At 38.4% G+C, this 13,286-nt stretch carries 7 protein-coding genes; 3 read left to right on the forward strand and 4 right to left on the reverse strand.

All coding sequences use genetic code 11. From position 1 onward, the window contains the following. Positions 1–9 precede the first annotated feature (9 nt). The 3 genes from ygjK (at position 10) to QUE72_RS03180 (ending at position 7,545) form a co-directional block, all read left to right on the forward strand. Positions 10–2,430 (forward strand): alpha-glucosidase, encoded by a 2,421-nt coding sequence (ygjK, locus tag QUE72_RS03170; RefSeq protein WP_286271497.1) that lies wholly within the window; start codon positions 10–12, stop codon positions 2,428–2,430. 47 nt (positions 2,431–2,477) lie between these two features. Next, positions 2,478–4,040, forward strand: coding sequence for a sodium/sugar symporter (locus QUE72_RS03175; protein ID WP_286272941.1), 1,563 nt, complete (start codon positions 2,478–2,480; stop codon positions 4,038–4,040). Between the two features lie 226 nt (positions 4,041–4,266). Beyond that, positions 4,267–7,545, forward strand: a complete 3,279-nt coding sequence (locus QUE72_RS03180; protein ID WP_286271498.1) for an ATP-binding protein — start codon at positions 4,267–4,269, stop codon at positions 7,543–7,545. Between the two features lie 26 nt (positions 7,546–7,571). Here QUE72_RS03180 and QUE72_RS03185 read toward each other — a convergent pair whose 3' ends face one another. From QUE72_RS03185 to QUE72_RS03200, 4 genes are all read right to left on the reverse strand, one after another. Next, positions 7,572–8,057: a MarR family winged helix-turn-helix transcriptional regulator gene (locus tag QUE72_RS03185; protein WP_286271501.1), complete on the reverse strand. Its 486-nt coding sequence runs from the start codon at positions 8,055–8,057 to the stop codon at positions 7,572–7,574. Positions 8,058–8,869: 812 nt separating this feature from the next. Beyond that, the gene (locus QUE72_RS03190; protein WP_286271503.1) at positions 8,870–10,498 is read right to left on the reverse strand and encodes a methyl-accepting chemotaxis protein; all 1,629 of its coding nucleotides are present in this window, start codon (positions 10,496–10,498) and stop codon (positions 8,870–8,872) included. A 752-nt stretch (positions 10,499–11,250) separates the two neighbouring features. After that, positions 11,251–12,339, reverse strand: coding sequence for a phosphotransferase enzyme family protein (locus tag QUE72_RS03195; protein WP_286271505.1), 1,089 nt, complete (start codon positions 12,337–12,339; stop codon positions 11,251–11,253). Positions 12,340–12,370: 31 nt separating this feature from the next. Continuing rightward, on the reverse strand, positions 12,371–13,276 hold the full coding sequence (locus tag QUE72_RS03200; RefSeq protein ID WP_286271506.1) for a sugar phosphate nucleotidyltransferase: 906 nt from the start codon (positions 13,274–13,276) through the stop codon (positions 12,371–12,373). Positions 13,277–13,286 lie beyond the last annotated feature (10 nt).

The following is a 13,286-nucleotide window of genomic DNA, read 5'->3' on the forward strand; positions in this document are numbered from 1 at the left end:
GAGGGTGTTATGATAAAAAAATGGTTAGTAGGATGTATCTCCTTTTGTTTGCTTAGTACTGTTCAAGCATCGGTGGAAGAAAAGCCGTTTAAAAACTTGATCAACCGAGCAGGTACACCCGTTTCACATCAAAACTTTGACCAATACGGCAACCAAAAATACAATCCGCTTTTTGATGCTGGTAGTTGGCATGGGTTTTTATTGCCTGAAAGCCAACACGAGTTAGGCGGTTTTACTGGACCAATGATAATCGCTGAAGAATACGGTGTTTTCATTGCTAAACAGTTAGATAAGCTAACACTGATTAAGCAAAAAAATGGTCAGAAGATAGATTGGTCAACGTTCACAGTTAGTAAGTCATCGGAGCCTGGAAAGCTTATTCAGCAGTATCGTGGTGAAGATATTAAGGTAACCTTTACGTTGCAATTTGTCTCGAATCGAACTGCATTGGTCAACACGACAATAATAAATAACAGCAAAGATACACAAGCATATTCCCTCAAGTGGTCAGGCGAATTATTATCTCAATGGACGCCAGAAATTTCTGTGTCAAAACAATACCCTAATTGGCAAAGAAGATTATCGAAATCAGCACGAGGCGTATCTGTTGAGTTCGATCGTTTACGTAGTACATGGAATATGATGTTTTCTGGTACTTCTCGTTATGTAATCAAGCGTTCAATAAACAGCAAAACACGCTTAAATAAGCAGAACTTGTCTTATATCAGCCAGGCTTCATTAACGTTACTACCCAATGAAAGCCAGACGATTTATGCAACCCATAGTTATTATCATAACGAACAAGAAGTGGAACAAGGTGAAGTATTAACAACAAAAGTGTTAAAGAACCCTGAACAATATTTGTCTGCTACCTCTAAACGTTGGCAGCAATATTTAGCCAGTGTTGAAGCGATTGAAAATACTGAACAACAACGTGTTGCTGCAAAGTCGATTGAAACGCTGATTGGTAACTGGCGAAGTGCGGCTGGGGAATTAAAACATGATGGCGTAACACCTTCCGTTACAGCTAGATGGTTCAATGGTGTGTGGGCTTGGGACAGTTGGAAACATGCTGTTGCCATGGCTTACTTTGCCCCTGAGGTGGCGAAAGATAATATTCGAGCAATGTTCGATTACCAAGTCAAACCAAACGATGCTGTTCGCCCACAAGATCACGGTATGGTGATTGATGCTGTTTTTTATAACAAAGATAGTGTTCGCAATGGTGATGGTGGTAATTGGAATGAACGAAATACCAAACCTGCATTAGCGGCCTGGGCTGTTTGGGAAGTGTATAAAGCAACGCAAGATATAAGCTTTGTGCAAGAAATGTTTGAGCCATTAATGGCTTACCATGATTGGTGGTATCGAAATCGCGATCATAACAACAATGGGTTAATAGAATATGGCGCAACCAAGCACCGTTTTCATAATGATGCGCAAGGGAATATCAGCTTTACGCTTAAAGTCTCAGAGAAACACAAAGATAAATATCAACACCAATGCCAGCCTGCAGATAATGGCTGGTTGTCTTGTCATGGCTTAGCTCTTTATGAGCAAGTGCTAGCAGAAGGTGATTATGAACAACTAGATATTGGTGCTCAACACGGCGCTGGTTGGGAATCAGGGATGGATAATGCCGCACGTTTTGGTTTTATCAATCAAGCACAGTTAGCTGCTTATGCGAACAAACACTACCAAGGAGATCTGGCTAAAGCGAAACAAGATTGGCAAGTAAGGTTCTTTGAAAATCGCGATAATAAAGGGCAGCTACTTGGCTTTTCCATTGATCAAGAGTCAGTTGAACTGAACGCTTACTTGGTCAAAGAAAAGAAAATTTTAGCCGACATGGCCTCCTTACTTAACAAAGACACTCTTAAAAAAGGTTTATTAAAAGACGTAAACAGGTTAACGGCACTAATAAATCAATGCTTTTTTGATGAGAAAACTGGGTTCTATTATGATCTGCAAATATCGTCTGAAACGTTAGCACCGTTACAATGTCAAGGTACATTACTTACTGCTCGCGGTATGGGGCCAGAAGGTTGGAGCCCACTATGGGCTGAGATTGCCGAGAAAAAACAAGCAGAGCAAGTAGTCGAAAAAATGATGGCGAAAACACAGTTTAATTCGCTGATCCCATTACCTACAGCAGCGCTTACAAATCCTGCATATGATGAAAATATTTATTGGCGAGGGCGTGTTTGGTTAGATCAGTTTTATTTTGGCATAGCAGCCTTAGAAAATTATGGTTATTATCAACAAGGTAAAGCGCTTACAAATAAGCTTTTTGATAATGCACAAGGTTTAATATTAGCAGAGCCGATCAGAGAGAATTACAATCCAATGACCGGTGATATGCAGGGTGCAACCAACTTTAGTTGGAGTGCTGCACATTTGTATATGCTTACCATTAATAATAAAAAATAATTAATAATTAACGCACATAAAAAATAGCAAAAATTAGGGGAGAAATGATGAAATTAGAGATGTTGGATGCCGGTGTATTCATCGCCTACGTGTTAGGGCTTTTAGTCTTAGCGTTATGGGTGTCACGAGAAGATAAACAGGGAGGTAAAAACACCGAAGATTATTTTCTCGCAAGTAAAGCACTGCCTTGGTGGGCAATTGGTGCATCGTTAATCGCATCTAATATTTCAGCAGAGCAAATTATTGGTATGTCTGGTTCCGGTTATGCACTGGGTTTAGCAATCGCGTCGTACGAATGGATGGCTGCTATTACGCTTATTTTAGTAGGTAAGTATATGCTGCCTATCTTTTTGAAAAATGGCATTTATACAATGCCGCAATATTTAGAACAGCGTTTTGATAATCGTGTTAAAACGACCATGGCATTGTTTTGGTTGGCGGTTTATATTTTTGTCAACTTAACCGCCGTTCTTTGGCTTGGTGGCCTAGCGATAGAAACCGTAGCGGGTGTTGATTGGATGTACGGTATGATTTTTCTTGCTGTTTTTTCAATTGCTTACTCATTATATGGTGGCTTAAAAGCGGTTGCATACACTGATATTTTACAAGTTGTCTTACTCGTATTTGGTGGACTATTTTTGAGTTACCTTGCACTTGATGCAGTTTCTGGTGGTGAAGGGGTACTTGCTGGTTTTGGTGTATTAACTGAAAAAGTTCCGAGTCATTTCGATATGATTTTAAGTAGTGATAATGAGCACTACATGAGCTTACCTGGTATCTCTGTATTAATTGGCGGTATGTGGGTCATGAACTTTAGCTATTGGGGCTTTAACCAATACATTATTCAACGTGCGCTTGCAGCGAAAGATGTAAAAGAAGCGCAAAAAGGTATTGCTTTTGCCGCGTATCTTAAACTCTTAATGCCGATTATTGTTGTGTTACCGGGTATTGCAGCAGTGATTTTATATCCTGACTTAACGACACCTGATCAAGCATATCCATCGATGATGGCCTTAATGCCTGTAGGTATTAAAGGGTTAGTATTCGCAGCACTTGTGGCAGCGATAGTGTCATCGCTCGCTTCTATGACAAACAGTATTTCCACTATTTTCACCATGGATATTTATGCCAAGATGAAGCCTGCGAAATCGCAACATCATTATGTGCAAGTAGGTCGAATTGCCGCATTGGCATCATTGGCTATTGCCTTGGTTGTTGCAGAACCATTATTAGGTAAGTTTGATCAAGCATTCCAATACATTCAAGAATTTACGGGCTTTTTTACCCCTGGAATTGTGGTGATTTTTGTCATGGGCATGTTTTGGTCTAAAGCCAGTTCATCGGGTGCTTTAGCGGCAGCTATTGGTTCAGCGGTATTTTCATTATTGCTTAAATTTACTTGGCCAGAATTACCCTTTATGGATCGTGTTGGCTTAGTGTTTTTAATGTGTCTGGCATTATGTGTATTAGTATCATTATTTACTGACAGTAAAGCATCGAATTCTAGTGTTAGCCTAAAAGAAGTGAATTTTTCCACTGATAAAGGCTTCAATGTGGCAACGGTAGGTGTTGTGATTATTTTGATCGCGTTATACGCTGCATGGTGGTAATAAATAAAACAGCAAGCAGGCCGAATCTTCGGTCTGTTTGCGTTTTTATACGTCTTAAGTCACTTAGTAGAAAGGTTAATAGTGAGTGTTATCACTGACTGTTTATTTGAGACGGTATTTTCTACAAACAAAGGAGAGTTATATTTTTGATAACATTCAACACATGATTTTTATATCATTAATGTTTATTATCGCGTTAAGATGATTCTTTACATCAGTTATATCAATGAACCTTAAAAAGCAGGGCAATAATCAAGTTGTTACACGCTATAAACTCTCAATTATAGGGATTTTTTTCGCGATCTTGCTGGTTGCCGTATCTATGGCTGGTTATCGCTATTATCATCAACTTGAGTCACACGAGTTGAATGAGTATGGCGCATTAGAAAACCAAAGTTACGCGTTAAATGAAACGCTCAAACAAGCCATAAATTCCATTAGTTCTATTCAGCGTTTTGCTAACTATGCACTCAGTAAACCCGATCATTTTCCTTTGGCAACACCTCTACTTGAGCAAGAAGACGAACGTTTTTATCTAGCCCAAACTAAACGCGATATTATTGAACAACGGCAGCAACTTAGCGTTAATATCACCGGTATTGGACAAATCAAAGAATTCAACGATGAATTAAAACATGAGCTAGCAATGGCTTACACCTTAACCCCTGCATTTGTTAACGCGCAAAGTACCAACCATGCTGCAAACTGGTTTTATTATGTATCGAAAAATCAATTTGTCAGCATTTATCCTTGGATAAGCCGTGAAAACTGGCAGTATTCAGCGTCTTTACTCGACAACGATCAAATTAAACAGTTAAGTAACACCGCTTACTTTTCCAATAGCTATCAGTGGTCAGCACCTTATTTGGGATCTTCTGCAACCAGTTTATATAGTTCCGTTGGTGCAGGGGTATTTGATAAAGAAACCTTTGTGGGAGCCGTGGTGATCAATATTGATCTTGCAAGGTTACACAACGCGATATTAATGAATGATGGCGATAAACATAGCTATATTTTATTTAATCAGCATGACCAAGTGTTGCTGCACAAAACGGCGAACAATTTAGCGATTAATCAAGTCAGCAAATGGCAAAGCTTAATGCCTGATACGCTAAAGGATTTAACTTACAAAACATTGCAAAATGAGCCTGCATCGTTTCAGCACAACGGATGGTTAGTGCAACAATTTCTTTTACCATCAACTGATTGGGTATTATTACGATATCAACCCTATGATCACTTTTCTCAACCAATAGTTAGTCGTTTTATTTGGTCGTTTTTGTTGCTTTTTATTGGGCAAACAGCCTTATTAAGTGTTGTTTATTTTGTCACGCGTAAAACGTTTATTAAACCGACACAGGCATTTATCAGTCATATTGCTTTTAGTGCGCAAGGTGACCACGGAAAAATAACACCACCTTCTGGTTGGCAACATTGGTTCAATATTGTTGGCGATATTTTTAGTCAAAATAGAAGCCTATTGCAGCAGCTCAAAGATCAAAATAACGTGCTTGATATGCGTGTGCACGAAAAAACGCAAGCACTATTAGAAAAAAGCCAACAACACCAACGAGATTATGCCATTTTACGTTCCGTAATGAATGCGATTCCTGATTATTTGATTTTCAATGATTCTAGCGGTCAAGTTATCGGCTGTAATTTAGCCTTTGAGCGCTTTGTTAGCTCCTCAGAAATGCAAATAATAGGTCAACAGGCAGGAAAATTAATTAATAACGAACTCGGAAAAGCACTGCTAGCCTGTGAAACTGGAGGCAAAACGACTGAAAGCATGCACGGCATTTTTCGTGTCATTGAAACAGTAAGTAATACGTATGAATTATTCTCATCAAACTTTTATGATCAAGGCAATAAAGTGCTTGGTACGATTATTATCATTCGTGATGTGACTGAACAATACGCAGTCAATGCTGCTTTAGAAAATGCGAAAGAACAAGCTGAATTAGCCAATAAAGCTAAAAGTCAATTTTTAGCGAATATGAGTCATGAAATCCGCACTCCGATTAACGCAATTCAGGGCATGCATGCTTTACTGACAAATACACAACTTACTTCACAACAAACACAACAAATTGCCAATGCTCAAGATGCTTCAGATACCTTATTACACCTTGTTGACGAATTACTAGATTTAGCAAAAATTGAATCAGGTAATATGAACATCGTTAAAGATTTTTGTAGTGTGGATCATATTGTACATCGCGCCATTAATCTTAATAAAAATATCATTGTACGAAAAAAATTAACTTTACAGGTGGTGGTTGAACCTGATGTACCTGAGATGGTTTTTACCGATGATATGCGATTGGTGCAAGTGTTAAGTAACTTACTTAATAATGCAGTGAAATTTACGGAGCAAGGCTCAATAAATGTAAATGTTGGTGTTATTGCCAACAGTAATGATAAAACATTAGTTAAATTTAGAGTTAAAGATACCGGGATAGGAATTGCTCTAGAGAAACAAAAAACACTCTTTGATGCGTTTATTCAAGCGGATGAGTCAATGACTCGTAAATATGGTGGTTCTGGGTTGGGCTTGTCAATTTGTCAAAGAATTGTCAATTTACTTGATGGTGAAATAAAAATTAAAAGCGCGCCTAAGCAGGGGAGTGAGTTTAGTTTTATTTTACCTTTTAACAAATCAAACAATGCGCAACAACAAACGATATATACGCCTGTCACCATTGAATCATTTGGCGTTACATTACCTGATTCATTTGTACAACTACTGTCATCACTCCACTATCGCTATCAACAACTATCAGATTTTGAGCAACATCAAGTAACAGAAGGTGATACTTGTTTCTTGTTTGTCAGGCTCGATGTCATCACCACTGAAAACTGCCAAAAAATTGTTGAGTATTTTTATCATGCAACAGCAAAAACGGCGGGGGGTTTTGTGCTAGCGGTTTACCAACAAGACAACACGTTGCCAGCCAGTAATGCTTATCAATTGCTAGATCAAGCGCAAATTCCTTATGTAATATGTGATGCGCCATTATATCGTTATACGTTATGCCAGCTTCATTTAGCGTTGAAAAGTGTTCAACAAAATAAGCCTTTGAACCCCGTAAGTACGCCAAAAAAAATTGAAAAACAACAGATTAAGAAAGAACAATTAGCAGACGTAACAGTATTGCTGGTAGAAGATAATTTGGTCAATCAACTGGTGGCAAAAGAATTATTATTATCAATGGGCGCAAGTGTTATTGTTGCTGAAAATGGCGAAGTTGCTTTATCACAATTAGATAAAAACCCTGTCGATATTGTGTTAATGGATATACAAATGCCGGTAATGGATGGTCTCACCGCGACGAAAATTATTCGTGAAAATCCAAAATATACCCAATTACCGATTATTGCGATGACCGCACACGCTAGACAAGAAGATAAAGATAACAGTATTGCGGCTGGTATGAATATGCATGTTGCTAAACCAGTAAAAGCAGAAAAGTTATTGAAGAACATACTGGCAGTGCTAAATTAGCAAGCGCTAGTGGCGTGCTATATTTTTTATTTTATCTCTTTATCTTTGATTAACACTTCATCTCCGAGCAATATTTTTTCACTTTGTTTGGCTAATTTTTCAAAGACGGTAGCTAAACATTGCTTTTCTTGTGTTGATAGTACGGATAAAAGTGCTTCTTCCTGTTGGCTCACCAAGGGAACTAATTGCTTAAATAATACATCACCTTGCGCAGATAATGATAATAATTGCGCACGCTTGTCTGTTTGAGAATTTACGCGAATAATAAGTTGCTGTGCTAATAAGCCTTTAATTGCTCTGCTGGTCGGCATTTTTTCTAAATCGGCAAGTGTGCCAATTGATTTAGCATTAATAGGGGCATGCGTTGCTAAAATAGCTAATACTCGCCATTGTTGTCGAGAGAGGTCAAACTCACCTTGGTATACTTGAGCAATAGATTGACTGACTAACGCTTGTAAACGGGTTAGTTGATAAGGAAAGAAGTGAGACAACGAAAATTGCTTATTCGACATAGCTTTATTGAGAATAAATGCCTATTAATCTGATTGGGATAACACAGATTATAACGGACAACGCGTTGTTATTATAGCAATTGAGTTAAAGATTTAATCAACTTACAACTTCATTAGCGCGCTTAGAACAAGCTACATAACCTGAGCTCGGGATAACAACTTATTTTCTAGCAGTTGTTTTTTCTTATTACCACACAAATTTGCCTTGCACTAAGAAAAAACTCCGTGCTAGAACAGCGTGATATATAAAAAGCTTACCGTTTCAGTTGGTATAACTTCTTATCCCGAGATCAGGTTAAATAATGTAAGAATAGTCGCTCTATGCTTTGATTATTGGTATTAAATGTATTGAAAAACGTGTGATTTAAAATTATTGAAGAAAGCTCAAGCAAGCTTGGGGGAGAGCCAAACTTGCTTGAGTGAAAGCGGAACAATGTAGAAAATTAAATAAGCGCACCAACACCCCTGCAACTGCACTAAAATTAACCTTTTATTAACAATGTTTTGTTACGCTCTCAGTCTTAAAGGTCACTTAAGACAAAATAAGACTAGCAGAACGTTTGCAAGTTAACAAAAAAATAACATAAAAGTTTTTCGTATTGGTAGCTGTGCAAAATGAAATTTGTACAAAAACTATTACAGATAACGAAACAAATTTTCTGAAAAGCTATCAGAACAAAAGAAAACATCACAAAATAAAACAATACCCCTGTAAAATGAAGCTTTCATAGTGCTTCATAATATTCTTTAGGGAGTATGAATTTTTTGGCAAGGTGCGCGGCATACAATAATACCGCACATGAAGTATTGTGTTATTTTACTGTTTTGAAATGTGTCATTAGTGATTCTAATTGGTCGGTTAATTGAATTAATGCAGAAGTGGCATCTCTGCCTTTATGGGCCAGTTCAGCTGCATCATGCGAACTTTCAGCGATCATATTAATACGTCGTGAAATGTCGTCACCAACTTTATTTTGCTCATCAGAAGCTGTGGCAATGTGATTATTCATATCGGTGATAGAGCTCAGTGCTTGCGCAATTTGGTTGAGCGCTGTCGCTGCTTCTTGAGTTTGCTCTACTGTGCCTTCGCTTGAGATTTTGCTTGTCTCCATCGTTTCAACACCGCGGTTAGAACCCGTTTGCAAGCGTACTATCATATTTTGAATTTCTTCAGTGCTATCTTGCGTGCGTTTCGCTAAGTTACGTACTTCATCGGCAACCACGGCGAAACCCCTACCTTGTTCACCAGCACGGGCAGCTTCAATAGCAGCGTTTAGTGCTAATAAGTTTGTTTGATCTGCAATGCCACGAATAACATCGAGTACTGAGACAATGTTGGTTACATCATTACCAAGTTCCGTAATAACTACGCTTGCTTCTTCAATTTGGCTGGCAAGGGTTGTAATTGATTGAACGGCTGAATCAACAATTCCGTGGGCTTTTACTCCTTGTTGATCAGCTTCTGCTGTTGATTGTGCAGCAGCATTAGCGCTGTCAGCAACGGTTTGAGAAGATGAAGACATTTCTGTCATGGCAGTGGCAACCATATCAATTTCGCTACGCTGTGACTCAAAGGTATGATCAATTTCTGCACTACGACGATTGGCGTCTTCCGTTTCTTGTCGTAATTTTTGAATAGACTCCTCAATACTACCTAAAATAGTCGCTAATGATTCACGTAAACGTAATATCGAGCCAAGAATTGAATCTTCCCTAGTATTTGAACTAGAGTTATTTCCCGTTAAGTCGCCGGCTGCTACCTTTTGGACAATTTTTAAAACAGCTGACGGCTCGCCGCCAAGATCATCAAGTAATTTACGGGTAAAAAAGAATAATAAAACACCCAAGCCGCCTGTTAATGCTAAACAGATAAACACCTGCCAACTTGCGTTAGACCAAAAACGTGCTTCAACTTCGGCAAAACCAATACCGGTACCTACATACCAACCCCAAACTGGTGTTTGTTGGGCGATAGATAATTTATCTTCTATGGAGCCATCTGGTTGTTTTTGGGTCCACTCATAAGTGGCAATGCCATTAGGTTTTTTATTGACGGCATTTTGAAGAATATTACCTACACTTTGCCCTTTACCGTTTTTAAATTCGTGAAAGCTAGTGCCATGTAATTCAGGATCTAAAGGGGTTGCGATAAAGTTTAAGTTTTCGTCAGCGACGTAAACGTATTCAGACTTATGATATTTGTTTTCTCTGAGTAGCTGAGTGGCTAGCTTCTTGGCATCTTGCTCTGACATTTTACCATCAGCAACATACTTTTCCATTTCAACAATTATATTGTAGGTGGATTTAAATAATTGCTCAACACGTGCGCGGTTATCATCATTGCTTGCTATGCGTAGTGCCGTTAACCCTACTACCATTAACATTAAAAACGAAATTAAAATTAGCGCAACCAGCGCACTTACTTTAAAGCGTAACTTCATTCTGCTTACCCCAATTATAGTTGTTCTGACAATTCGTTTTGCAATTCTTTCCTTGTTTACACTGTTACTTTAATAGCATAAGGCTAGTTATAGTTACAAGAATTACTGTTTTTTTTATTTATACCAATTCGCATAAATATTCGGTCATTCAGCGAGAATTAAACACTTTAGATGTACGGCGTTGATTGCAGAGAATGGTTATCCAGGAGAACGTGCTCCTGCGTTCTCTAATAAGCTACATCCTTGTAGCGTCCTTTTCAAAATCAACAACACAGGCTATGAAGCGTTTAAACTCGCCCTTTGGGAGCGTGTTAGAGGCGCGATAATTGCGCAAAAAACAACTATACCTGCACACGTTTCGCTTATTCTCCCACCTCTGACATCGCTCTGAACTGACTTAATCTTTATGCGAATTGGTATTAGCCTAACATTGAAAGGGAAGAATTTGATAATTGATTTAATAATAAACAATTACTTAGTGATATTAGGGAAAAAGCTATCTTTATAGAAGAACCATTACTGAATGAAAAATTTTTTACCGTCAAATACGAAAAATTTATAGTTGAATTAGATGGTTGGGTGGGAGAGTGTCAGCATGTTCTGTTTTGAACATTTATATTGTTTTACTTTCAATAAAATAATTGATTGCACATAATAGGGTTACAGAACAATAGCTCTGTACGCGTTGTTACCTGGTCAAGTTTGGCAGGGTAGGGAGTATCCGTTAAATGTTTTATGTAACGAAGCAGGTTTTATCTATGCGCATTCATTACGATATCGTGTAATGTTTCACGTTGGTCTTTTAAGCGTTGATACATGGTAATCTGATTTAACGCGCGCGATAAGTTGTGTTCGTTGTACTGAGTGTGAAAGTAATTATCGCCATCTAAATAGTCAGTTAAAAAGCGTATGCCGATCATAAATGGTAATAACTGGGCGCCAATCACTAAGCTTTGTTGTTCAAGTGTAGACAACTTGCCTTGAAAACTTTCAATATAGCCTCGGGCTAGTCCTTGGAAAATTTCTATTGAAATAGATAGTTCGTCAATATTTTTGCCATCTTCTGGTAAGTTTGAGCAACAGGTTCTCACCATGTCGCCGAAATCATGCATAACAAACCCTGGCATACACGTGTCTAAATCGATAACGGCGACGGGTTTATTGGTGGCCTTAGCAAACAGCAAATTATTAATCTTAGTATCATTATGAGTGACTTGAACGGGTAATTTCTTAACGATATCAGCTACCTCATCAATAAAGGCGGTTTCTGATAAACAAGCGGTGACTAAATGCTGGCAGTTTGCAAGACGACCCTTAGGGTCATTAGCTTTTGCTTGGCTGAGTTGGGATAGCCTAAATGCTAAGTGGTGAAAATCAGTAATAATTTCATCTAGCCGTTCTGCAGGAAAATCACTTAATGCACAAGTAAATGCACCAAACGCGTTTGCGACTTCGTGGGCCTGTTGTGCAGATTCTACTTTTTCTATGGTAAAGCAGTTTGGAATAAATTGGATAGCGCGCCAACTATTGTCGCGATACTGCACCATTGAATCACCTTGATGATTCTTGATTTGCCAGATGGGTTCGAGATGATACTCACCCAGTTTTTGTTTGACATGTAAATGTTCGTTGATCAAATCAGCATTGTTAATGACTTGGTTTGGTTCAGTGAACACATGATGATTAATACGCTGCAATACAAACTTTTTATCGGGATTCGATACCAGGTACGTCGTATTGATCAAACCGTTACCTAACGGTATTATTTTACTGGTTTCTGTGTCGCATAGGTACGCTTCTAAAACGTGGCTTATTTGTGCACGATCAATATTAATGTTCATAAAAGTATCGCTGTCCCTAGTTTTATTATGGTTAATCGCTAATGTCGAATGCTCCATTACCCGACAGGTTATTTAACGCTTGCTCTACAGATGGAGAATCGGCGGCATATGTTACGCCAAACCACGCATCTTGTGAAGTTAAAAGCGTTACACGTGCATTTGTTGTTGCCATGTAGGCAAAAACGGTTTCAGGTAAATATACTTCTTGGGCTTTTTGTTCAGAACCATTAGCTGCGTTAGCGGGAAAATATTTGATTAATTGGTCTTCAATACAGTTGAAAATAGCAGGTGTTAAGCGCCAAAAGTTCATTGAGACAAATTGTGATTTCGAAAGAATTATATGTTCTCCTTCATAAAGCCCCTGACAGTCATCATCATTTATTTCGGTGATCTCTACCACTTCTTTAATGCTTTCTAATCGATTATTTGTGTAGTGGCATAACCCTCTGTTCACTCCGCCATGTGTAGATAAAGTTTTGCCTAATTCAAAGGCGACAAGGCCAAAGTCATTTGGTGCAAGGGCTTGAATGTTAGCAAACGCTTGCTCGCCGTAGTAATCATCGGCATTGATAACGATAAAACCCTTTTTGATGACATCTTTAGCACACCAAACTGCATGAGCGGTACCGAGTGGTTTGACTCTGTCTTTTGCTACACCACAGTTTGCGGGTAAATTGCTTGTTTCTTGTAACACAATGTGTGTTTTAATACCTTTGGGCAAACGAGGCAATACTTGTTCTATTAGGGTAGTTTGTTGTGACACTTGTGTGATGAAAACAACTTCTTTAATACCCGCTTTAACGGCTTGAATAATGTTGTATTCCATCAATGTTAAATGTTTTGGGCCAAATTGAACAAATTGCTTGGCACGGCCAAAACGGCTACCTTGCCCAGCTGCCAATATTACTAACGTTTTGGTGTTATTTTCATTTTTCATATAGTTAATA

This window comes from Thalassotalea hakodatensis (assembly GCF_030295995.1).
GTDB lineage: Bacteria > Pseudomonadota > Gammaproteobacteria > Enterobacterales > Alteromonadaceae > Thalassotalea_C > Thalassotalea_C hakodatensis.

What these genes read in the sequence shown, in the direction of transcription:
- ygjK (WP_286271497.1), top strand. Translation starts at nt 10, where the DNA reads ATGATAAAAAAATGGTTAGTAGGATGTATCTCCTTTTGTTTGCTTAGT.
- QUE72_RS03175 (WP_286272941.1), top strand. Translation starts at nt 2,478, where the DNA reads ATGAAATTAGAGATGTTGGATGCCGGTGTATTCATCGCCTACGTGTTA.
- QUE72_RS03180 (WP_286271498.1), top strand. Translation starts at nt 4,267, where the DNA reads ATGAACCTTAAAAAGCAGGGCAATAATCAAGTTGTTACACGCTATAAA.
- QUE72_RS03185 (WP_286271501.1), bottom strand. Translation starts at nt 8,057, where the DNA reads ATGTCGAATAAGCAATTTTCGTTGTCTCACTTCTTTCCTTATCAACTA.
- QUE72_RS03190 (WP_286271503.1), bottom strand. Translation starts at nt 10,498, where the DNA reads ATGAAGTTACGCTTTAAAGTAAGTGCGCTGGTTGCGCTAATTTTAATT.
- QUE72_RS03195 (WP_286271505.1), bottom strand. Translation starts at nt 12,339, where the DNA reads ATGAACATTAATATTGATCGTGCACAAATAAGCCACGTTTTAGAAGCG.
- QUE72_RS03200 (WP_286271506.1), bottom strand. Translation starts at nt 13,276, where the DNA reads ATGAAAAATGAAAATAACACCAAAACGTTAGTAATATTGGCAGCTGGG.